The following is a 25,275-nucleotide window of genomic DNA, read 5'->3' on the forward strand; positions in this document are numbered from 1 at the left end:
GATTCGACTCACTCCTCCAGCGCGGACGCCGCCCGGACCAGCGCGGCGATGTCCATGTCGTCGATGTCCGCGCTCGTGTCGGCCGCGGCGGGAACAGGTGAGGACGTCGGCTCCGCGAGCCGCACCAGGCCGTCCAGCAAGCCGGACTCGCGAAGGCGCGCGATCGGGATGGAGTCGATCCGGCGGCGCAGCGCGTCGTCGTCGTCGGCGGCGGCGCCCACCGGTTCGGTCCCGCCGCCGTCGGGCAGCATCGCGGCGAGCAGGTGCCGGGCCAGCGCGGCGACGGTCGGGTAGTCGAACACGGCGGTCGCGGTGAGCCCGACGCCCGTCAGCGCGTTCAGCCGGTTGCGCAGCTCGACCGCGGTGAGGGAGTCGAATCCGAGGTCGCGGAAGGGGCGGTCCTCGCCCAGCGTGCGCCCGTCGCCGTGGCCCAGGACCGCGGCCGCTTCGGCCCGCACCGCATCGGCGAGCACCCGCGAGCGCTCCTCAGCCGCCAGCGGGGCCAGCCGGTCGGCCAGCCCTCCCCGGGCCTGTGTCGCGGCCGCCCGTACCGCGCGGCGCGCGGGCGTGCGGATCAGCGACCGCCACAGCGGGGCCGGATCCGATGCGCCCAGCGCCGCGGCATCGAGGCGCAGCGGGACCGCCACGGGAAGGTCGAGTCCCAGAGCGGTGTCGAGCAGGGCGACGCCGTGCTCGTCGGTCAGCCCGAGGACACCCGTCCGCGCCATCCGGGCCAGGTCCGTCCGCCCCAAGTGGCCCGTCATGCCGCTGCTCCGCTCCCACAGCCCCCACGCCAGCGACACGCCGGGCAGGTTCAGCCCCCGGCGGTGCAGGGCCAGCGCGTCGAGGAAGACGTTCGCCGCCGCGTAGCCCGCCTGCCCGGCGTTCCCGGTGATGCCCGCGGCCGACGAGAACAGCACGAACGCGTCGAGCTCGTGGTGGCGGGTGAGTTCGTGCAGATTCCAGGCGGCGTGCACCTTGGGACGCAGGACCGTGTCGATCCGCTCGGGCGTCAGCGATTCCAGTACGCCGTCGTCGAGGACTCCGGCGGCGTGGACCACGGATCGCAGCGGCAGGTCCGCGGGGATGTCCCGGATGACGGCGGTCAGCGCGTCGCGGTCGGCCGCGTCGCAGGCGGCGAAGGTCACCCGCGCACCCAAGGCCGTCAGGTCCGCGAACAGCTCGTCCGCGCCGGGGGCGCCGCCTCCGCGACGGCCGACCACCACCACGTGCGCGGCCCCGGAGGCGGCGGCGTGCCGCGCCACCACACCACCCAAGTGGCCCGTACCGCCGGTCACCAGTACGGTGCCGGACGACAGCGGAGGCTCGGGCAGGGTGAGCACCACCTTGCCGACATGGCGGGCCTGGGCGAGGTGCCGGAACGCCTCGCGCGCCCGGCGCGCCGGCCACGCGCGGACCGGAAGCGGTTCCACCGCGCCGCTCTCGAAGAGGGCCATGAGCTCGGCCAGCATCTCCCCGATGCGCTCCGGACCGGCCTCCATCAGGTCGAACGCCCGGTAGGCCACTCCGGGACAGGCCGCGGCCACCTCGTCGGCGTCGCGGATGTCGCGCTTGCCGATCTCGATGAACCGGCCGCCGCGCGGCAGGAGCCGCAGCGACGCGTCGACGAACCGGCCGGTCAGCGAGTCGAGCACCACATCGACGCCCCTTCCGCCGGTGGCGAGGAGGAACTCGTGCTCGAAGTCCAGCGTGCGCGAGGAGGCGATATGGGTATCCGGCAGGCCCATGGCCCGCAGCGCGTCCCATTTGGCCTCGCTCGCCGTCGCGAACACCTCGGCGCCGAAGTGCCGGGCCAGTTGTACGGCGGCCATGCCGACGCCGCCGGCGCCCGCGTGCACGAGGACCCTCTCGCCGGGCTTCAGCGCGGCGAGGTCCCGCAGACCGTAGTAGGCGGTCAGGAAGGCGACGGGCACGGCCGCGGCGTCGGTGAACGACCAGCCGTCGGGCAGGCGCACCAGCAACCTCGGGTCGGCGACGGCCACCGGGCCGAACGCGTCGTCGAGCAGGCCCAGCACCCGGTCCCCGACGCGCAGACCGGAGACATCCGCGCCCGTCTCCGTCACGACGCCCGCGCCCTCGCTGCCCATGTCCGTCTCGCCGCCGCGCATGTCGAGCGTCACCAGCACGTCGCGGAAGTTCAGCCCCGCGGTGTGCACGCGGATGCGGACCTCGTCGGGTGCCAGCGGCCGGTCGGCGGCGTCGTTGGCAACGGCGTCGAGGCCGTCGATGGTGCCGGTACGGTGCACGCCGAGCCGCCAGCCGGAGCCCGCGGGGAGCGCCGGCCCGGCGGCCGGCGCGGCCCGGACCAGGCGCGGCACCAGGACGTCGTCGCCGCGCAGCGCCACCTGGGGTTCCCCGGCCGCGACGGCGGAGGGCAGCCGGGCCAGGTCTTCGGTGCGGGCGTCGACCAGAAGCAACCGGTCGGGGTGCTCGGCCTGTGCGGAGCGCAGCATCCCCCACAGCGGCGCGGCCTCCAGGTCGGCCGGGTCGTCATCGCGGGCCGTGACGCCGTCTCGCGTGAGGACCAGCAGCCGTGACCGGGCGAGCCGGGGTTCGGACAGCCATCGCTGTGCCAGCGCGAGCGCTTCGGCGAGCCCCGTGCGGACGGCGGCGGCGACGTCCGGCGCCGAGGTGGAGCGGTGCGGCCAGACGACGACGTCCGGCACGGTGCCGGTGCCGAGGGCGGCGAAGAGCGCATCGAGGTCCGTCACCGACTCCGCGTCCACACCGCTGTCACGCAGTGCGGTGCCGATCCGGTCCTCGGGTTCCAGGACGGCCCAGGAGAGCGACCGGTCCGGCCCGCCCGCATCGGCGTGCACCCAGTCCACGGTGAACAGCGAGTCCTGCCGGTCGTGTCCGGCGGCGGTGATCCGCGCGTCGGACAGAGGGCGCAGTGTGAGGGAGTCCACGGTCGCGACCGGCCCGCCCTCGGCATCGAACACCGAGACCGCGACGGTGTCCTCTCCCAGCAGGACGATGCGCGCCCGCACCGCGGTCGCGCCCGCTGCCAGGATCCGCACGCCCGACCAGGAGAACGGCAGCCCGACGGTGAACTCCTCTCCGCCGTCTCCCGCGGCCACCAGGGCGTGCAATGCGGCGTCGAGCAGCGCGGGGTGCAGTAGGAACGCGTCCGCCGCCCGGTGCTGGTCGGCGGAGAGGCCGACTTCGGCGTAGAGCTCCCGTCCTTTGCGCCAGGCCGAGCGCAGCCCCTGGAACACGGGGCCGTAGCGGAGTTCCCGCTCGGCCAGCCGGGCGTAGACGTCGGCGACGTCGATGGGGTGGGCGTCCGTGGGGGGCCAGTGGTCCAGGGCCGTGATCTCGGTGGGCGGGGCGGGGGCCACGACGCCGGCCGCGTGGAGCGTCCAGTCGGTGTGGTGAGCGGGTGTGGCGGGTTCGGGCCGTGAGTGGACCGTCACCTCGCGTTCGCCCTCGGCGGTGGGCGCGCCGAGGGCGACGCGGATGTGGATGGCCTGGTCGTCGGGCAGCACCATGGGCGCTTGGAGGACGAGTTCGCCGAGGTGGTCGCAGCCGTGGTGGTCGCCCGCGTGGATGGCCATTTCGGTGATGGCGGTGCCGGGGATGACGGTGGTTCCGGTGACGGTGTGGTCGGTGAGCCATGGGTGGGTGGTCGGGGAGAGGCGGGCGGTGAAGGTGGTGGTGTCGTCGGGTGCGTCGACCCTGGCGCCCAGGAGCGGGTGGCCGGTGGGGGTGATGCCGGCGCCTGTGACGTCGGCGGTGGCGCCGGGCGCGGGTTCGATCCAGAAGCGTTCGCGGTCGAAGGCGTAGGTGGGCAGCCGCACCGGACGCCCGGAACCGAGCACGGCCGCCCAGTCCACGTCGACACCGGCCACGTGCGCCCGCGCTACGGCTTGGACGAACCGTTCGGCGGCGGGTTCGTCGCGGCGCAGGGTGCCGGTGACGGCGGCGCGGCGGCCGCTGTCGGTGATGGTGTCGGTCATGGCGGGGAGCAGGACGGGGTGCGGGCTGACCTCGATGAAAACGCCGTGACCGCCGGCGAGGGCGGTTTCCTGGGCCTGCTGGAAGCGGACGGGTTCGCGCAGGTTGCGCGACCAGTACTCCGCTGTCAGCTCGGTCGTGTCCAGGAGGTCGCCGGTGAGGGTGGAGAAGAAGCGGATGTGAGAAGAACGGGGCCGGATCGGTCCCAGGTCGGCGAGGACCCGCTCACGTATCCGGTCGATGTGGGGGCTGTGGGAGGCGTAGTCGACCGGGACCATGCGTGAGCGCACGCCCGCCTCGGTCAGCTCCTCGTGCAGCTCGTTCAGCGGTCCGGCGTCGCCGGAGACGACCACGTGGCCCGGGCCGTTGACGGCCGCGATGCCCAGCCCGGGACGGGAATCGAGGTGGGCGGCGATCTCCCTCTCCGGGAGGGGGACCGACAGCATGCCGCCGAGGCCGGAGAGTTCGCGGAGCGCCCGGCTGCGGAGCGCGACGGTGCGTGCGGCGTCGTCGAGGGAGAGGGCTCCGGCGATGTGGGCGGCGGCGATCTCGCCTTGGGAGTGGCCGATGACCGCCGCGGGCTCGACGCCGACCGCGCCCCACAGCCGGGCCAGCGACACCATGACCGCGAACAGCGCGGGTTGCACGACGTCCACCCGGTTCAGGTCCACGTCCCGGTCGCAGACCAGGTCGTGGGGGTTCCAGTCGGTCCAGGACGAGATGGCGGCGGCACAGGCGTCGAACGCCTCGGTGAACGCCGGAGCGGAGGCGTAGAGCTCGCGGGCCATCGCGGGCCATTGGGCGCCTTGGCCGGGGAACACCATCACCACGCGGGGGGAGGGGACGACGGTGCCGGAGACGAGGTGCGCCGGGCGGTCGCCTTCGGCGAGCGCGGCGAGTCCGTCCCTCAACTCGGGCAGGGTGGAGCCGGTCACCACGGCGCGGTGGTCGAAACGGGTGCGGGTCTGCGCCAGCGACCACGCCGTGTCCGCGAGAGGGGCATCCGGCCGCAGTGCCACCGACGCGAGCAGCTTCTCCGCCTGGCCGCGCAACGCCTCTGGCGACTTCGCCGATAGCACCCACGGCACCGGAGCGCCGGGCACGGCGGGCTCCGGGACGGTGCCGTCCTCCTCGGCGGCTTGCGCGGCGGGCGCCTGCTCCAGGATCAGGTGGGCGTTGGTGCCGCTGATGCCGAAGGAGGAGACGCCGGCGCGGCGCGGGCGGTCGCCGTCCGGCCACTCCACCGGACCGGTCAGCAGGGATACCGCGCCTACGGACCAGTCGACGGCCGGTGAGGGCTCGTCGATGTGGAGGGATTTCGGTATCCGGCCGTGGCGCAGGGCCATGACCATTTTGATGACGCCGGCGATGCCGGCGGCGGCCTGGGCGTGGCCGATGTTGGATTTGATGGAGCCCAGGTGCAGTGGCCGGTCGGCGGAGCGGCCCTCGCCGTAGGTGGCGAGGAGGGCTTGGGCTTCAATGGGGTCGCCGAGGGTGGTGCCGGTGCCGTGTGCTTCGACGGCGTCGACGTCGCCGGGGGTCAGGCTTGCGTCGGCCAGCGCGCTGCGGATCACGCGTTGCTGGGAGGGGCCGTTGGGTGCGGTCAGGCCGTTGGAGGCGCCGTCCTGGTTGACCGCCGAGCCGCGTACCACCGCGAGTACGTCGTGGCCGTTGCGCCGGGCGTCGGAGAGCCGCTCGACCAGGACTAGGCCCACGCCCTCACTGAAGCCCGTGCCGTCGGCCGCACCCGCGAACGGCTTGCACCTGCCGTCGGCTGCCAGCCCTTGCTGACGTGAGAATTCGTCGAACACGCCGGGCGTGGACATGAAGGTGACGCCTCCGGCGAGCGCGTAGTCGCACTCGCCCCGCCGCAGCGCCTGCGCCGCGAGGTGGAGGGCGACCAGCGACGACGAGCACGCCGTGTCCACGGTCAGCGCCGGGCCCTCGAAGCCGAGTTCGTAGGAGACCCGGCCGGTGGCGACGCTGCCCGCACTGCCGTTGGCGAGGAAGCCCTTCAGCTCCTCGGGGACCTCCGCGAGCCAGGACCCGTAGTCGTGGTACATCACTCCGGCGAACACACCGGTCCGTGTGCCCTTCAGCGCGTCGGGTGCGATGCCCGCGGATTCGACCGCCTCCCACGCGGTCTCCAGCAGCAGCCGCTGCTGCGGGTCCATCGCCACCGCCTCACGCGGCGAGATGCCGAAGAAGCCGGGGTCGAACGCGAGGCCGTCGTGGAGGAAGCCCCCCTTCCGGGCGAACGCCGGACCGCCGTCCGGAGCCCGCACCGGCCACGCCCGATCGGTGGGGAACCCGCCGATGGCGTCACCGCCCTCGTCCACCAGCCGCCACAGGTCATCCGGCGACGCGACGCCGCCGGGAAACCGGCAGCCGATGCCCACGATGACAACCGGCTCGTCACCGTCGCCGGAGGCAACGGTTTCGACGCGGCGCGCGGTGTCGCCGGTGAGCTGTTCCAGTACCTGCGCGGCCAGCGCGTTCGGCGTCGGGTGGTCGAAGACGGCCGACGCGGGCAGCCGCAGGTCCGCGAGCGCGTTGATCCGGTTGCGCAGCTCGACGGCGGTCAGCGAGTCGAAGCCCAGCTCGCGGAAGGCGCGGTCCCCGGACAACGCGTTCGGGTCGCTATGGCCGAGCACGGCGGTGGCCTCGGCCAGCACCAGCTCCTCCACCGCGCTGCGCCGCTCCGACCCCGACAGCGCGGCCAGCCGGTGTGCCAGGCCCGTCTCGGCGACCCGGGCCGCGGAGCGGCGCGGCCTGTTCCCGGCCTGCGACCGCCACAGGGGCGCAAGCCCGGCCTCTTGGGAGCCGAGCGCGGCGAGGTCCATGCGCACCGGGACGAGCAGGGCGTCGTCACGGGCGAGAGCCGCGTCCAGCAGATCGAGTCCCTGTGCGTCCGGCAGGCCCCGCACCCCGATGCGGCCCACCCGCTCCAGGTCGGCCGAGTCCAGGTGCCCGGTCATGCCGCTGCCGCTTTCCCACAGTCCCCACGCGAGCGACACGGCGGGGAGCGTCCGGGCCCGCCGGTACGGCGCCAGCGCGTCGAGGAACGTGTTGGCCGCGGCGTAGCCCGACTGTCCCGCGACACCGGTGACCCCCGAGAAGGAGGAGAACAGCACGAACGCGTCCAGATCGCGGTCGCGGGTCAGCTCGTGCAGGTTCCACGCCGCGTCGACCTTCGGCCGCAGCACCGCGGCGACGCGCTCGGGAGTCAGCGACTCGACCACGCCGTCGTCGAGCACCCCGGCCGCGTGGACGACCGCCCGCAGGGGGAATTCCTCGGGCAGAGCGTCCAGCGCCGCGGCTACGGCGGTACGGTCCGCGGCGTCGCAGGCGACGACCGTCACGGGGGTCCCGCGCGCGACCAGGTCGGCACCCAACTCATCGGCAGGGCGTCGACTGAGCAGCAGCAGGTGCCCGACGCCCGCTTCGGCGGCGTGCCGGGCCACCAGCCCGCCGAGCCGGCCCGAGGCTCCCGTGACGAGCAGGGTCCCGGACGACCAGTCCCGCCACGGGGAGACCTCCGGCGTGCGCGCGGCCACGCGGGTCGCACGCGGGACGAGAATCCCTTCCTCGCGCACCGCGATCTGGGGCTCGTCGGCGGCGACGGCGGTGGCGTGGGCCGAGAGGACGGCATGGCCGATGCGGTCATCGCGGCGGTCGAGGTCGACCAGGACGAACCTGCCGGGGTGCTCCGACTGCGCGGAGCGCAGCATCCCCCAGAGCGACGCGGCCGCCAGGTCCGGGGTCTCGCCGTCTCGTGCGACCACCCCGCCCCGGGTGAGCACGACCAGCCTCGAACAGGCCGTCCTCGGCTCCGCGAGCCACCGCCGCACCAGTGTGAGCGCGGCCGCGGCGGTTGCGTGGACGGCTGGAACCACGTCCGCCGCAGGGGCCGGAGGGGTCCATACGACGACGTCCGGCGCTGACGCCTCCCCGAGTCCGTCGAGCAGGGCGTCGAGGTCGGCCGCCGAACCGGCGGAGACGCCGTGCTCGCGCAGCGCGGCGTCGATCGCGGGGTCGCCCAGAACGGCCCAGGTCGAGACCGGGACCGGAACGGCGGGCGCGGCCGGCACCCAGTCCACGGTGAACAGCGAGCCCTGCCCCGTGGCCGCCGCAGCGGCGATCGCCGAGGAGGACAGGGGACGCAGCGTCAGCGCGTCCACGCTTGCGACCGGCCCGCCCTCGGCGTCGAACACCGAGACCGCGACGGTGTCCTCGCCCAGCAGGACGATCCGTGCCCGCACCGCCGTCGCCCCCACCGCCGGTACCCGCACGCCGGACCAGAGGAACGGCAGCCCGATCTCGACCCCGTCGGCCGCGGCGAGAGCCTGTAGCGCGGCGTCGAGGAGCGCCGGGTGCAGGAGGAACGCGTCCGCGGCGGCATGGTGGTCGGCGGGGAGTTCGACCTCGGCGAAGATCTCCCGTCCGCGGTGCCACACGGACCGCAGCCCTCGGAACGCCGGTCCGTACACCATCTCCTCTGCGGCCAGGCGCGCATGGACCGTGTCCACGTCGACCGGAGCGGCGCCCAGGGGCGGCCACTGGCCTAGCGCCTCGACCTCGGCGGGCGGCTCGGAGGTCAGCTCGCCGGTGGCGTGGAGGGTCCATTCGGCGGGGCCGGTGTGTGCGGCGGGCTCGGGCCGTGAGTGGACGGTGACGTCGCGTTCGCCCCGGGGGCCGGATGCGCCGATAGCCACGCGGACGTGGATGGCGTGGTGTTCGGGCAGCACCATGGGGGTGTGGAGGACGAGTTCGCCGATGTGGTCGCACTGGAAGTGGTCGCCTGCGCGGCCGGCCATCTCCAGGATGGCGGTGCCCGGGATGACGGTGGTGCCTGAGACGGTGTGGTCCGCCAGCCATGGGTGAGTGCCCAGGGACAGGCGGGCGGTGAACGTGGCGGTGCCGTCGGGCGCCTCCACCATGGCGCCCAGCAGGGGGTGGCCGGTGGGGGTGATGCCCGCGCCCGCCACGTCGGCGGCGGCGCCTGGTGCGGGTTCGATCCAGAACCGTTCGCGGTCGAAGGCGTAGGTGGGGAGCGGTACCGGAGCGCCGGTGCCCAGGATGGTGGACCAGTCGACGTCCGCGCCGTGGGCGTGGGCCTGGCCGACCGCTCGGATGAACCCCGCCGCAGCGGGTTCGTCGCGGCGCAGGGTGCCGGTGACGGCGGAGCGGCCGCTGTCGGTGGTGGTGTCGGTCATGGCGGGGAGCAGGACGGGGTGCGGGCTGACCTCGATGAACAGGGTGTTGCCGGCTGTCAGGGCGGTTTCCTGGGCCTGCTGGAAGCGGACGGGTTCGCGCAGGTTGCGGTACCAGTACTCGGCCGTGAGTTCGGCCGTGTCCAGGGGGTTGCCGGTGAGGGTGGAGTAGAGGGGCACCTCTGACGAGCGCGGGGTGATCGCGGCGAGGTCGGCCAGGATGCGTTCGCGGACGTGTTCGACGTGGGGGCTGTGGGAGGCGTAGTCGACCGGGACCATGCGTGAGCGCACGCCCGCCTCGGTCAGCTCCTCGTGGAGTCGGGCGAGGGGTCCGGCGTCGCCGGAGACGACCACGTGGTTCGGGCCGTTGACGGCCGCGATGCCCAGCCCGGGGTGGCGGTGGAGATGCCGGGTGGCCTCGTGCTCGGGCAGGGGGACCGACAGCATGCCGCCGAGGCCGGAGAGTTCGCGGAGCGCCTGGCTGCGGAGTGCGACGGTGCGTGCGGCGTCGTCGAGGGAGAGGGCGCCGGCGATGTGGGCGGCGGCGATCTCGCCTTGGGAGTGGCCGATGACCGCCGCGGGCTCGACGCCGACCGCGCCCCACAGCCGGGCCAGCGACACCATGACCGCGAACAGCGCGGGTTGCACGACGTCCACCCGGTTCAGATCGAGATCCTCACCGGTCACCAGGTGGCGCGGATCCCATTCCACCCAGGGCGTGATCGCCGCGGCACAGGCGTCGAACGCCTCGGCGAAGGCCGGTGAGCAGGCGTGGAGTTCGCGGGCCATCGCGGGCCACTGGGCGCCTTGGCCGGGGAACACCATCACCACGCGGGGTGAGCCGGGAGCGTGCCCCGAGGTCAGCAGCGACGAGCTCTTCCCTTGGGCGAGGGCGGCGAGGCCGTTCAGCAGTTCGTCGCGGCCGGTGCCGGATATGACGGCGCGGTGGTCGAACCGGGTGCGGGTGTGCGCGAGTGACCAGGCGACGTCCGCGGGGGAGGCGTCCGGCCTCGTCGCTACTGCCGCGAGCAGCTTTTCCGCCTGGCCGTGCAGCGCCGCCGGCGACTTGGCCGAGAGGATCCACGGCACGGTGTCGCCTGAAACGACGGGCTCCAGGTCGGCACCGCCCATTCTGGTGTCCGGTGACGGTCGGCCGCCCGCAGTGGCCGGCACCGGCGCTTGTTCCAGGATCACGTGGGCGTTGGTGCCGCTGATGCCGAAGGAGGAGACGCCGGCGCGGCGCGGGCGGTCGCCGTCCGGCCACTCCACCGGCTCGGTGAGCAGTGACACCGATCCCGCCGACCAGTCGACCTCCGGTGTCGGCTCGTCGACGTGCAATGTGGCGGGCAGCGTGCGGTGGCGCAGGGCCATGACCATTTTGATGACGCCGGCGATGCCGGAGGCGGCCTGGGTGTGGCCGATGTTGGACTTCACCGACCCCAGCCTGAGTGGCCGGTCGCTCGATCGGCCCTTGCCGTAGGTGGCGAGGAGGGCATGGGCTTCGATGGGGTCGCCGAGGGTGGTGCCCGTGCCGTGCGCCTCCACGGCGTCGACGTCGCCTGCGTCGATTCCCGCGTCGGCCAGCGCGGTCCGGATCACCCGCTGCTGGGAGGGGCCGTTGGGCGCGGTCAGGCCGTTGGAGGCACCGTCCTGGTTCACCGCCGAACCCCGCACCACCGCCAGCACCTCGTGCCCGTTGCGCAGGGCATCCGAAAGACGTTCGACCAGGACCAGGCCCACACCTTCGCCCCAGCCCGTGCCGTCCGCCGCACCCGCGAACGGCTTGCATCGGCCATCGGCCGCCAGCCCGCCCTGACGCGAGAACTCGGTGAACACCCCGGGCGTGGACATGAAGGTGACCCCGCCGGCGAGCGCCAGGGAGCATTCGCCGCGCCGGAGCGCCTGGGTCGCGAGGTGCAGCGCCACCAGCGACGACGAGCACGCCGTATCCACGGTGATCGCCGGGCCCTCCAGGCCCAGTGCGTAGGCGATCCGGCCGGAGAGCACGCTGGCCACCGCGCCGGTGAGGCCGTAGCCCGCCGTGGCGGTGGGATTGGTCGTCGCGAGAGTGGCGTAGTCCTGGCTGGTGGTGCCGGCGAAGACGCCGGTCGCCGAGCCCTTCAGGGAGTCCGGGGCGATGCCCGCGGATTCGATCGCCTCCCACGCGGTCTCCAGCAGCAGCCGCTGCTGCGGGTCCATCGCCACCGCCTCACGCGGCGAGATACCGAAGAACGCTGCGTCGAAGTCGGTCCCATCTCTCAGGAATCCGCCTTCGCGGGCGTGGGTGGCCCCGAGGCGGTCCGGGTTCGTGTCGAACAGGGTCGCCATGTCCCAGCCGCGGTCGAGTGGGAACGCGCCGATGGCGTCGTCGCCTTCGAGGACCAGGCGCCAGAGGTCGTCGGCGGAGCCGACGCCTCCGGGGTAACGGCAGCCGAGGCCCACGATCGCGACCGGTTCGTCGATGAGGCCGTGCGACGGCGGCGCCGTTTCCGCCGCCGCGTCGGGCAGGTCCGCGAGCCGCGCCAGGACGTGCCCCGTGAGGGCGAGCACCGTGGGGTGGTCGAAGACGACCGACGACGGTAGTCGCAGACCCGTGGCCGCGTTCACCCGGTTGCGCAGTTCGACGGCGGTCAGCGAGTCGAACCCCTGCTCGCGGAAGGGCCGGTCGTCGGCCAGGGCCAGCGGGTCGGTGTGGCCGAGCACGGCCGCGCTCTCGCTCCGTACCAGTGTCCGCACCGCCTCCTCCCGCTGCGGTACGGGCAGTCGCGCCAGGTCCGAGCCGTGGCTCCCGTCCGGCGCCGCCGGAAGTTCGGGGATCCGGTCGAACAGCCTGCTCGGCCGCGCGACGGTGAACATCGGCGCGAACCGCTCCCAGTCCAGGTCCGCGACGTAGGAGGTGGGTCGGCCCGCGCCCAGGACCTGCCGCAGGGCGACCAACGCCGCGCGCGGGGCCATCGGACGCATACCCTGCGCGGCCAGCGACCGCATGGACTCCGAGCGCACGGCCATGCCCTCATCGGCCCACGCGCCCCATGCCACCGCCGTCGCCGGCAGCCCCAGGGCGCGACGGTACTCGGCGAACGCGTCCAGGAAGGCGTTCGCCGCACCGTAGGCGGCCAGGCCGCCCGCGCCGACGACACCGGCGCCCGAGGAGAACAGGACGAACGCGTCGAGGTCCAGGTGCCGGGTGAGCTCGTGCAGGTTCCACGCCGCCGCCACCTTGGGCCGGGACACCGTCACCCAGTCCGCACGGGACAGCGACGCGACCGGCCCGTCCGCCATGACCCCGGCGGCGTGCACCACCGCCGTCAGCGGGTACGCCTCTGGGACATGCTCCAGCGCGGCGGCCACCTCATCGCGTTCGGCGACGTCGCAGGCCACGAAGCTCAGCCGGTCACCGTGCTCCGTGCGCAGCGCGGCGGCTCCGGCCGAGTCCGGTCCACCCCGGCTCAGGACCAGGACGTGCTCGGCGCCCTGTTCCAGCAGCCACCGGGTCAGGTGGCCGCCCAGACCGCCGGTGCCGCCGGTGAGCAGAACGGTTCCCCGGAACCCGCGGCCCTGCCCGGCCGCCGGAACGTCGGCACGCACCAGGCGGCGCGCGAGCACGCGCGAGCCGCGGATCGCGACCTGGTCCTCGTCACCCGCCAGCACCGCGCAGAGCGCGTCGGCGACGCGCCCGTCGAACGAGGACGGGAGGTCGATCAGACCTCCCCACCGGTCGGGATGCTCCAAGGCGGCCACGCGTCCCGCGCCCCACACCGTCGCCTGCTCGGGAGCGGAGACCGGGGTGCCCGCGGAGACCGCGCCCCAGGTCGCGCACCACAGGGGTGCGTCGATCCCGGCGTCCCCGAGAGCCTGCGTCAGCGTCGGCGTGTGCGCCGGGTCGGAGGGAGCGAGCAGGGACAGCACGCGGTCGACCGGAGCGTCCGCGCACGCGGTTCCGATCGCTGCGGCCAGCGCTTCCCGGGGCGTCTCCGCGCTGTCGACCGCGCATTCGACGACCGTGATCCCGCGCTCTCCGAGCGCGGGCGGGAAGGCGCGCACGTTCGAGGGTGCGTCGGCGGGAACCAGCAGTAGCCACCGCCCGGCGGCGCCGCCCGAAACGGTCACCGGGCTCCAGGACACGTCGTAGTGCCACGAGCGGGCGTCGTTCTCTTCACGTCGGCGGCGCCGCCAGCCGGACAGCATCGGCACGAGGGCGGATACGTCGGATTCACCGACGTCCAGGAGCCGCGCGACATCGTCCGTGCGGTCCCCGTCGACCGCGTCCCAAAGACGCGCCTCGTTCTCGTCGACGCCGTTCGGTGTCGTGACGGGGTCGATCCAGTAGCGCTTGCGGTCGAAGGCGTAGGTGGGCAGGGGCACCGGGCGGCCGGAGCCCAGTACGGCGGTCCAGTCGACGTCGGCTCCGGAGACGTGTGCCCTGGCCAGGGCCTGCGTGAACCGCTCGGGTTCGGGTACCGGGTCCTCGCCGGATCGGGGGCGGCGCATGAGGGGGACGGTGGTCAGGTCGTCGTCGTGGGCGGTGAGGGCGGAGAGCGGGCTGTCGGGGCCGATCTCGATGAGGGTGCGGATGCCGTCTGCGGCGATGGTCTGCACGGCGTCGTGGTAGCGGACGGTGTCGCGGGCGTGGCGGACCCAGTAGTGGGGAGAGGTGATCTCTTCGGTGGTGAGTTTTCGCCCGGTCACGGTGGAGACCAGGGGGATGGCCGGGGGGTGGAGGTCCAGCTCCGCGACGGTGGCGGCGAAGTCGTCGAGTATGGGGTCCATCAGCGGGGAGTGGAAGCCCTGCCCCACACGCAGCCTGGTCGCCCTGATCCCGGCTTCATGGGCGCGGGCCTCCACCTCCTCGACGCCCGCAACGGCACCCGATACGACCACCGAGGCGGGTCCGTTGACCGCCCCGATCCCGATGTCCGCTATGCCGTCGAGCAGGCGCAGTCCGCCGGGCTCGTCGGTCTCCAGGGAGAGCATCGCCCCTGTGCTGGGCAGTCGTGCCATGAGCCGACCGCGGGCGGCGACGAGGGTACAGGCGTCCTGGAGGGAGAGCACACCGGCGATGTGGGCGGCGGTGATCTCCCCGATGGAGTGCCCGGCCAGGACATCGGGACGCACCCCGCACGCCTGAACCAGGGCGTGCAGGGCGACCCCGACGGCGAACAGGGCGGGCTGGGTGAAGTCCGTCCGGTCCAGCAGGGCCGCCTGAGGCGTGCCGTCTGCGGAGAGCACCACCTCTGCCAGCGGCTCGGGCAGAAGTCCGTCGAAGGCGGCGCACACCTCGTCGAACGCTTCGGCGAAGACGGGGGATGACTCGTACAACCCGCGGGCCATGCCCGGCCACTGGGCACCCTGACCCGAGAACACCAGCGCCACGCCGCTTGCGGCGGCCCGCCCCGCCACCACCCGGGCAGAGGTACGGCCCTCCGCCACCGCCGAGAGCGCCCCCAGTAGTTCGTCACGGTCGGCGCCGGACACCACGGCGCGGTGGTCGAACCGGGTCCGCGTGGTGGCCAACGACCACCCGACGTCCACCGGCGACACGTCCTCGCGCTCACGCACGACAGTGAGCAGATGCTCCGCCTGCCTCCGCAACGACGCGGCGGACTTCGCGGACAGGACCCACGGCACGGCGCCGGCGTCCAGCGCCGACCGGGTCGTCTCCACGATGGCGGGAGCCTTTTCGGGCGCCTGTTCGAGAACGAGGTGGGCATTGGTCCCGCTGATCCCGAACGACGACACCGCCGCACGACGCGGCCGACCGGTCTCCGGCCACCCCGCCGCATCCGTCAGCAGCGACAGCGTGCCGGCCGACCAGTCCATCCGCGACGACGGCGCATCGACGTGCAGGGTCTGCGGCAGTCGCCCGTGCCGGAGCGCCATCACCATCTTGATGACGCCCGCGACTCCCGCTGCGGCCTGTGTATGTCCGATGTTGGACTTCACCGAGCCCAGCAACAGAGGCCGGTCCGTCGGCCGGTCGTGTCCGTAGGTGGCGAGGAGGGCTTGCGCCTCGATCGGATCGCCGAGCCTCGTACCGGTGCCGTGTGCCTCGACCGCGTCGACATCGGTCGTGGTCAGGCCCGCGTCGGCCAGCGCGGTGCGGATCACTCGTTGTTGCGACGCGCCGTTGGGTGCGGTCAGGCCGTTGGAGGCGCCGTCCTGGTTGACCGCGGAACCGCGCACCACCGCCAGCACCTCGTGCCCGTTGCGCAAGGCGTCGGACAACCGCTCCACCAGGACCAGGCCCACACCTTCGCTCCAACCGGTGCCGTCGGCGCCTTCCGCGAAGGACTTGCACCGCCCGTCGGCCGCCAGCCCGCCCTGCCGGGAGAAGGAGGCGAAGATGCCGGGTGTGGACATGAAGGTGACGCCGCCCGCGAGCGCGAGCGTGCATTCGCCGCGCCGCAGCGCCTGCACCGCCAGGTGAATGGCCACCAGCGACGAGGAGCACGCCGTGTCCACCGTCATGGCCGGTCCCTGCAGGCCGAGGGCGTACGACACCCGGCCCGACATGACGCTCGCGACCGCACCGGTCAGGCCGAAGTCGGCGACCGCGTCGGGGTCGCCCGCCGCCACCGTGGTGTAGTCCTGGCCCGAGGTCCCGGCGAAGACGCCGGTCGCCGAGCCCTTCAGGGAGTCCGGAGCGATGCCGGCGGACTCGACGGCCTCCCACGCGGTCTCCAGCAGCAGCCGCTGCTGCGGGTCCATGGCCGCGGCCTCGCGCGGGGAGATGCCGAAGAACTCCGCGTCGAACCCGTGGCCGTCGTGCAGGAACCCGCCCACACGGGCGTAGGCCCCCTCGGTCGAGCCTCGGCCGGACCACCCTCGGTCCGCCGGGAACGCTCCGACGGCGTCCGCGCCGTCGGCGACCAGCCGCCACAGGTCCTCGGCCGATGCCACCCCGCCGGGGAACCGGCAGCCGATGCCGACGATCGCCACCGGTTCGTCGGAGGCTTCCGCCGAGGCGGCACCCTCCACACCGGCCTTTCCGGTGGCTTCGTCCAGCACATGCCCCGCCAAGGCGGAGACCGTGGGGTGGGCGAACACGGCCGAGGGCGGCAGCCGCAGCCCGGACGCCCGGTTCAGGCGGTCGATCAGCTCAACGGCGGTCAGCGAGTCGAAGCCCAGGTCGCGGAACGGCCGGTCGTCGGTCAGTGCGCGGGGATCACCGTGCCCGAGCACCGCGGCGGCCGCCTCCCGTACCAGGCCCCGCGCCAAGCGCGGACGTTCGGCCGCGGGCACCGTGCCCAGCCGGTGCGCCAGTCCGGTGACCGGCGGCTCCACGGCCGCGGCCGCGGCGGGTTCCGCTCCGTCGCGCACGTCGTCGGCGGAGGCACCCCCGATGGGGAACCGCTGGCGGTCGAAGGCGTAGGTGGGAAGGGGCAGGCGATGCCCGGAGCCGAGCAGGGCCGTCCAGTCGATGTCGGCACCGGCCGCGTGCGCCCGGCCCAGGGCGTGGACGAACCGGCCGGCGGCGGGTTCGTCGCGGCGCAGGGTGCCCAGGGCCACGGCGTCGGGTGTGCTCGCCGCGATGGTGTCCGCCATGGCGGGGAGCAGGACGGGGTGCGGGCTGACTTCGAGGAAGATCGTGTGTCCGCCGGCGAGGGCGGTTTCCTGGGCCTGCTGGAAGCGGACGGGTTCGCGCAGGTTGCGGTACCAGTACTCGGCCGTGAGTTCGGCCGTGTCCAGCGGTTCACCGGTGAGGGTGGAGTAGAAGGGCACCTCTGACGAGCGCGGGGTGATCGCGGCGAGGTCGGCCAGGATGCGTTCGCGGACCTGTTCGACGTGGGGGCTGTGGGAGGCGTAGTCGACCGGGACCATGCGTGAGCGCACGCCCGCCGCGGTCAGCTCCTCGTGCAGCTCGTTCAGCGGTCCGGCGTCGCCGGAGACCACCACGTGGCCCGGGCCGTTGACGGCCGCGATGCCCAGCCCGGGACGGGAATCGAGGTGGGCGGCGATCTCCCTCTCCGGGAGGGGGACCGACAGCATGCCGCCCAGGCCGGAGAGTTCCCGGAGCGCCCGGCTGCGTAGCGCGACGATGCGCGCGGCGTCGTCGAGGGAGAGGGCTCCGGCGATGTGGGCGGCGGCGATCTCGCCTTGGGAGTGGCCGATGACCGCCGCGGGCTCGACGCCGACCGCGCCCCACAGCCGGGCCAGCGACACCATGACCGCGAACAGCGCGGGTTGCACGACGTCCACCCGGTTCAGATCGAGATCCTCACCGGTCACCAGGTGGCGCGGATCCCATTCCACCCAGGGCGTGATCGCCGCGGCACAGGCGTCGAACGCCTCGGCGAAGGCCGGTGAGCAGGCGTGGAGTTCCCGGGCCATCGCGGGCCACTGGGCGCCTTGGCCGGGGAACACCATCACCACGCGGGGGGAGGGGATGACGGCGCCGGAGACGAGGTCGGCCGATCCGTGGCCTTCGGCGAGCGCGGCGAGTCCGTCCCTCAGCTCGGGCAGGGTCGAACCGCTGATCACCGCCCGGTGGTCGAACCGGGCGCGGGTCCGCGCCAACGACCACGCGACATCCGTCAGGGACGTATCGGGATCGCCGGCGACCGCCAGCAACCGTTCCGCCTGTCCGCGCAGCTCCCGCGCGGTCTTGGCCGACAGCACCCACGGCACCGGACCGGAGGACAGGAGCGGCGGGGAACCGGCGGCGGGACGCGGTGCCGGCTCGGGCGCCTCTTCGAGGATGAGGTGGGCGTTGGTGCCGCTGATACCGAAGGAGGACACCCCGGCGCGGCGCGGGCGGTCGCCGTCCGGCCACTCCACCGGCTCGGTCAGCAGCGACACCGACCCCGCCGACCAGTCCACGCGCGATGTCGGTTCCTCGGCGTGCAGTGTTTTCGGCAGTCTCCGGTGGCGGAGGGCCATGACCGTCTTGATGACGCCGGCGATGCCGGCGGCGGCCTGGGCGTGGCCGATATTGGACTTCACCGACCCCAGCCACAACGGACGGTCCGCCGGCCGGTCGCGCCCGTAGGCGGCCAGAAGCGCCTCGGCCTCGACGGGATCCCCGAGCGTGGTGCCGGTCCCGTGGGCTTCGACGGCGTCGACGTCACCCGGGGTCAGTCCGGCGTCGGCCAGCGCGGTGCGGATGACGCGCTGCTGGGCAGGGCCGCTGGGTGCGGTCAGGCCGTCGGAGGCGCCGTCCTGGTTGATGGCCGAACCCCGGACGACGGCGAGCACGTCGTGCCCGTTGCGCCGGGCATCGGAGAGCCGTTCGAGCAGGACCAGGCCCACGCCCTCGCCCAGCCCGAAGCCGTCGGCCCGCTCGGAGAAGGCCCGGGACCGGCCATCGGGCGACAGGGCGCGCTGGCGGGAGAACTCGACGAGGAGGTCCGGCCGGGTCATGACCGTGGCGCCGCCGGCCAGCGCGAGCGAGCATTCGCCCGCCCGCAGGGCGCGCACCGCGAGGTGCAGCGCCACCAGCGACGATGACTGCCCCGTGTCGACCGACAGCGTCGGCCCCTCCAGGCCGAAGGTGTAGGCGATGCGCCCGGCGGCCACGCCGGTGGCGCTGCCGGTCAGCCGGTAGCCCTCGCCGGTCGGGCCTCCGCCGTCCCGGTTGAGGGCGATCGCGCCGATGAACACACCCGTCTCGCTGCCGTGCAGCGTGCCGGGGAGGATGCCGCCGTGCTCGAAGGCCTCCCAGGCGGTCTCCAGCAGCAGCCGCTGCTGCGGGTCCATCACGGCGGCCTCGCGCGGCGAGATGCCGAAGAACTCCGCGGCGAACTCGCCGATCCGCTCGAGAAGGTTGGCCTCACGCTGGTAGAAGGACCCCGGACGCGCCGGGTCCGGGTCGTACCGGCCCTCGATGTCCCAGCCCCGGTCGGCGGGGAGAGCGGACACGGCGTCGCGCTCCTCCGCCAGCAGCCGCCACAGGTCGTCCGGTGACGACACCCCGCCGGGGAAACGGCAGCCGATGGCCACGATGGCGACCGGATCGCCGCCGCGAACCACCGAAGATTCCGCGTCCGGCCCCGCCTGTTCACGCGACAACCTCAGCCGCTCCTTCGTTCCAAGTGGGATGTGGTGCACCCTCAGAGACGCGTGGTGAGTTCGGAGACGAGCACACCGGGGCGCTCGCCGGCGCCCTCCAGCACCCGCACGGTCTCGTCGAGGAGCCCGGATACGGTGTCCGGGTCGAACAGGTCGCGGTCGATGATCGCGAACCCGGCCAGTTCGTCCGGCTTCTCGCCCCGCAGCAAGTGGACCTCCAGGTCGACGGGGGTGGAGAACTCCCAGTCGAACCCGAAGTCCGTGGTCTCCACACGCGGGAGCGCCAGCGCGGTGTGCGGCGTGTCCACCAGTTGGAAGAGCACCGGCAGGGCGGGCTCCGCGGCCAGGTCCCGGCCGGGGTCGAGTTCCTTCATCGCCACGAACAGGGGCAGGTCCTGGTGCGTGGAACCGTCCAGGACACCGTCGCGGACGAGCGCCACCGCCTCCTCGAAGGCGAGATCGCCGTGCAGTTCGGCGCGCACGGCGATCACCTTGGCGAACGATCCGATCAGGTGCTCCACCTCGACCCGGCCGCGGTTCGCGACCGGGGTGCCTACGCAGATGTCGTCGACGCCGGTCCGCTCGCGCAGCACGACGGCGAACGCCGTCAGCATGGTCATGTACAGCGACGCGCCGATCCGGCCGCCGAGCTCCTGCGCGGCCCGCACGACCTCGGCCGGGACGTGCCAGGTCAGCATTTGCCCGCGGCGTGCCGACCCGGCGGTACGCGGTCGGTCGGCGGGCAGTCGCAGGGGGCGCATCCGCTCGATCTGCGAGGCCCAATACGTCCGTTGCCGGTCCAGCGCACCCCCCGACATGGTCGACCGCTCCCAGGAGGCGTAGTCCCGGTACTGCACCGGAAGCGAGGGCACCGCGGGTTCGGCACCCGTCAGCAGCGCCGAGTAGATCGCTGCGACCTCGCGCACCAAGAGCGCCTGTGACCAGCCGTCGGAGGTGATGTGGTGCTGCACGACCGACAAGACGTGCTCGTCCTCGCGCAGGCGGAACAGCTTCACCCGCAGCAGCGGCCCGCGGGCGAGGTCGAAGGCCCGGGAGACCTCGGCCGAGACGAGCTCCCGGGCGCGAGCCTCGCGCTCGGCCTCGGGCAGGCCGACCAGATCGACCTGCTCGACGGCGAAGCCGTCGGCGCCGCGCACCCTCTGCACGACGCGGCCGTCCCGGACCTCGAACGTCGTCCGTACCGCCGAGTGCCGCTCGACCAGCAGCGCGAACGAGCGCCGCAGGACGTCGGCGTCCAGCTCGCCGCGCAACCGGAGCACGAGGGGCGGGACGGTGTAGGTGCTCTCCACGGCGGGGTCGCAGCCCGCGACGAGGAGGTTCTCCTGCGACAGCGACACCGGGACCGGGCCGTCGTGCCCGATCGGCGCGAGAACGGGGGCGGTCCGCCGCCGGGCGGCGGACTCGCGGGCCACCAGCTCGCCGATCGTCTTGGGGGTCCGGTTGTCGAAGACGGCGCGCAGCGGCAGCTCCAGCCCGAATTCGGCGTTGATCCGGGCGATGATCCGCGCCGCGATCAGCGAGTGCCCGCCGAGGGCGAAGAAGTCGTCCTCGGCGCCCACGTTCTCCGCCCCGAGCAGGTCGGTGAAGATCTCGCACATCCGCACCTCTTCAGGGCTGAGCGGTGCGACGTAGTCGATGTCCAGTGCCCCCCGCAGTTGCGGAGCGGGCAGCAGCGCGCGGTCCACCTTGCCGCCCGCGGTCAGCGGCAACGCGTCGAGCACGACGAACGCCGAGGGGACCATGTACTCGGGCAGGCCGGCGCCGACGTGCGCGCGCAGGTCCCCGACGAGGTCGTGGCCGTTCGCACGGGCGCCGGGGTGGACGGTGAGGTAGGACACCAGCCGCTTGACGCCCGCCGCGTCGTCGACGGCGACCACGACCGCCTGCCGGACCAGGTCGTGCCGTTCCAGCACCGCCTGGACCTCGCCGGGCTCGATCCGGAAGCCGCGGACCTTCACCTGGTCGTCGATGCGGCCCAGGAACTCCAGGTTCCCGTCCCAGCGCCACCGCACCAGGTCGCCGGTGCGGTACATCCGCGTTCCCGCGGCGAACGGGTTGGGCACGAACAGCTGGTCGGTGAGCTCCGGCCGGCCGAGGTAGCCGCGGGACAGGCCCGCGCCCGCCACGCACAGCTCTCCCGGTACGCCGGTCGGCACCGGTTCGAGGTTCTCGTCGACGACGTAGAGCAGCGTGTTCGCCACCGGGCGGCCGACCGGCGCGGAATGCGGCCAGTCCCCGGTCCGCCGGGGGAACGTGTAAGCCGTGATGACGTGCGCTTCGCTGGGTCCGTAGTGGTTGTGGACGCGCAGCGCCGGGTGCCGGTCCACCAGGCGGCGCAACGGGGCGTCGAGCGATATCCGCTCTCCGGCCTGGGACAGGTGGCGCAGCTCCGGCAGCGCCGCGCCGGTCCGGTCGACCTCCTCCGACAGCGCCTGGACCATGACATTGGGCAGGAAGACCTGATGGACGCCGTGATCGGCGATCCAGCGCGCGAACGCGGCGGCGTCGCGGCGGATGTCGTCCTGCGGCAGATACACGGACTCGCCGTGGAGCAGCGCGGAGAACACCTCTTGCAGGCTGATGTCGAAACCGAGCGCGGCGAACTGGGCGGTACGGGTGGCGGGGGTCGCCGCCATCACCGTCTTCTGCCAGGCGACCAGGTTCACGATCGGCAGGTGCGGCATGAGGATGCCCTTGGGCACCCCGGTCGACCCGGAGGTGTAGATGACGTAGGCCAGGCTCGACGCGTCGGCACCGGTCACGGGCGGGTCGGCGCTCTGGGGGGCGAAGTCGCCGGGGCGGTCGACGAACACCAGGCCGCCGCCGAACCCGGCCAGCGCGGAGGCGGAGCCCTCGTCGGTCACGATGTGGGTGAGTCCGGTGTCGGCGAGGATGAACTCGATCCGCGCCGCCGGCAGCACGGGGTCGATGGGCACGTAGGCCGCGCCGGACTTCAGGACGCCCAGCATGCCCTCGACGATGCCGAAACCGCGTTGCACGCACAGACCGACCAGGCTCTCCGGCCCGGCACCCAGCCCGCGCAGGTGGTGCGCCAGCCGGTTGGTGCGCTCCTCCAGTTCGCGGTAGGTGAGGCGGTCGTCGCCCGACACGATCGCCACCGAGTCCGGAGTGCGCCGCGCCTGCGCGGAGAACAGCTCGTGCAGCGGCTCCCGCGGCAGGTCGAGCCGCGCGCCGTGCCAGCCGGCGAGCAGCTTCTCCCGCTCGGCGCCGTCGAGCAGGGACATCGACGAGATCGGCCGGTCCGGCTCGTCGAGCGCCTGCTCCACGCCCACGACGAAGTGGTGCACGAGCAGTTCGACGGTCTCGGTGTCGAACAGCTCATTGCTGAAGACGACGTGTCCGGTCAGTCCGTCGTCCTCGGTGTTCTCCGCGAGGTGGATCTCCAGGTCCATCCTGGTGAACGTGAGCCCGTAGGAGAATTCGGCCGACTCCGCGCCGGAGAAGGCGAACCGCCCCGGAGCGGCGCTGGTGAGCTGGAACAGCAGTTGCACCAAGGGGTTGTGCGACAGGTCGCGCTCGACCTTCAGCGACTCGACGATGTGCTCGAAGGGCAGTTCGGAGTGGGCGAGGGCGCCGGTGGCGACCGTGCGGACCCGGCCGAGGAGGTCCCGGAACGCGGGGTCGCCGGACAGGTCGGTGCGGAAGACCAGGGTATTGGCGAAGAAGCCGATCAGCGGCTCCAGTTCGGAGCGCGGACGGTTGAGGATCGGCGCCCCGACCGCGATGTCCTCGCTGCGCGCGTGCTTGGCGAGCACGACGTTCAGCACCGCCAGAAGGGTCATGTAGAGCGTGGCGCCCTCGGCCGCGCCGAGTTCGCGCGCCCGCCGCGTCAGCTCGGGCGGGATCCGGAAGTGCAGCAGGTCGGCTTCGTGGCTGGGCAGGCTCGGCCGCGGCCGGTCGGTGCTCAGCCCCAGGGTGGACGGCATACCCCGCAGCCGTTCGGTCCAGTAGTCGATCTGCTTGGCGTGCCGGCGGCCGCGCAGCCGCCCCGCCTCCCACGCCGCGAAATCCGCGTACTGAACGGCGAGGGGCGCGAGCGCGGGAGCGCGGCCCTCGCGCAGTGCGGAGTACGCGGCGGACAATTCGGAGACCAGGACGTTCAGCGACCAGCCGTCGACGCAGGCGTGGTGCGCCACCAGGCAGACCACATGGTCGTCGGCCGCCAAGCGGACCACCACGGCACGCAGCAGCGGCCCGGCGCCGAGATCGAACGGTGCGCGCAGCTCCTCCCGGGCGATCCGCCGGGCGGATTCGAGCCGGGACTCCGCGTCGCCGCCGGCCTCGACGATCCGGCAGACGATGTCCGACCCGTCGCCCACCACCTGGAGGGGCACGCCGTCGTCGTCGGTGATGACGGTGCGCAGCGACTCGTGCCGCTCCACCACGGCGGCGAGCGCCTCGGCGAACACCTCCGGGGAGAAAACGCCGCGCACCCGTTCGACGACCGGGCAGTTATAGGACGGGTTGCCGGGCATGAGCCGGTCCAGGAACCACATGCGCCGCTGCGCGAAGGAGGCCGTCAGCGGCCCGTCGCGGTCGACCCGGGCGAGCCCGGAGCCGCGCCCGCGCGCGGAGCGGCCTGCGGGGCCGGGCTCACGCCGGCGCGGCGCCCGGGCGGCACGGTCGTTCATCTGTGGTCACCTCTCACCGGTGGCTCGGGCTCGGCGGTGCCGACGCGGATCGGGGGTGCGGCCACCGCCCGCAGCCGCGCGGATTCGGCGGGCTGGAACGCGGATGGGGCGAAGGCCGGGGCCCTACGCCTCGTCGGGGTAGGGGTTGAGCGCGTCCCTGGGGTGGTACTCGATGTCGATGGGCGTGCCGAGTCCCATCCGGTCGGCGAAGCCGAGCAGCACGTCGAGGGCGATGTGGTCCTCCAGTGCGAAGCCGGTAGAGTCGAACACCGTCGGCGTGTCCCGCGCCGCCTCCGCCGCCCCGGGTCCGGCGACCAGGGTGGCCAGGTCCGGGCCGATCTCCTCGTCGGAGAGACGCTGGCATTCGCCTTCCGCGCGGGCCTGCTCCAGGTGGTCCGGGCAGACCAGGGCACGGCGGAGCAACGCGACGGGCAGTTCGGTCTTGCCCGGGAGGTCGGCCCCGACGGCGTTGACGTGGACGTGCTGGAGCGTGTCCACGTCGCCGAAGACCGGTCCGGCGCCCACCTCGGTGGTGGTCGCCGTGCAGATGATGTCGGCCTCCGCGGCGATCGCCTCCGGCGGGGCGATGCTCACATCGAGGCCGAGGAACTTGGACCGGATGAGGAAGCTGTCGGCGTTGTCCTGGTCGACGTCGTGCACGATGACGCGCTCGATGCCGAACGACCTGCTCAGCGCGTGCAGCTGGCTGACCGCCTGCGCGCCGGTCCCGATGAGGCCCACCACGCGGCTGTCGCCGCGCGCGAGCAGCCTGCTGGCCACGGCCGAGGCGGCGCCGGTACGCAGGGCGGTGAGCACCACGGCGTCGGCGAGGGCGGTGAGCCGCCCGGTCGCGTCGTCGTAGCGGGAGATGGTTCCGATGATGGTGGGCAGCGCACTGGCGGCGGCGTTGGCCGGGGTGTAGCCGACCACCTTGACGGTGGCGCTGCTGCCGGGGTCGTGGTGGGGCATCCACTCGAGCACGCCGGTGCCGTTGGACTCGCGGACGAAGCCGCTGCGCGGCGGGGACGGGGGGAGGCGGCCTTCGCCAAGGGCGCGAAAGCCTTCCGTCAGGCGCTCGACCATTTCATCCATAATCGCGTCACGGCCGACCGCGCGAATTATCTGTGCAATTTCCACGGCACTCAGGATGACGGTATGCAATTACCTCTCCATTGCCTACACAGGACTGCTTCTTGCGCATGAGTGCTCGCTCGCTACGGTCGGCTCTCCGTCTGCAACCCCAGGGCGCGCCCCAGCAGCGAACTTTAATCCCGCGGATCGAGCCGGCGACAGCCGCGCGATGAAAGACTAAGGATTCCACTAGAGATTCCCCGCCGTGCGGCCGCGGGCGTCGGCCGAATCAACCGTCGCGCCTGGTGGCGGGGTGGAAAGATAAACGAGGC

At 73.3% G+C, this 25,275-nt stretch carries 3 protein-coding genes; all 3 read right to left on the reverse strand.

Translation table 11 applies throughout. The annotated features are described in order from the left end of the window. Window positions 1-8 precede the first annotated feature (8 nt). Entirely contained in the window at window positions 9-19,199 is a 19,191-nt protein-coding gene (locus ACFO4E_RS09875; RefSeq protein WP_378573135.1) for a type I polyketide synthase, read from the reverse strand. Between the two features lie 41 nt (window positions 19,200-19,240). Continuing rightward, window positions 19,241-23,872 (reverse strand): amino acid adenylation domain-containing protein, encoded by a 4,632-nt coding sequence (locus ACFO4E_RS09880; RefSeq protein ID WP_378573137.1) that lies wholly within the window; start codon window positions 23,870-23,872, stop codon window positions 19,241-19,243. A 123-nt stretch (window positions 23,873-23,995) separates the two neighbouring features. Beyond that, window positions 23,996-25,009, reverse strand: a complete 1,014-nt coding sequence (locus ACFO4E_RS09885; RefSeq protein ID WP_378573139.1) for an ornithine cyclodeaminase family protein — start codon at window positions 25,007-25,009, stop codon at window positions 23,996-23,998. Window positions 25,010-25,275 lie beyond the last annotated feature (266 nt).

It is taken from the genome of Nocardiopsis mangrovi, assembly GCF_042653925.1.
Lineage (GTDB): Bacteria > Actinomycetota > Actinomycetes > Streptosporangiales > Streptosporangiaceae > Nocardiopsis_B > Nocardiopsis_B mangrovi.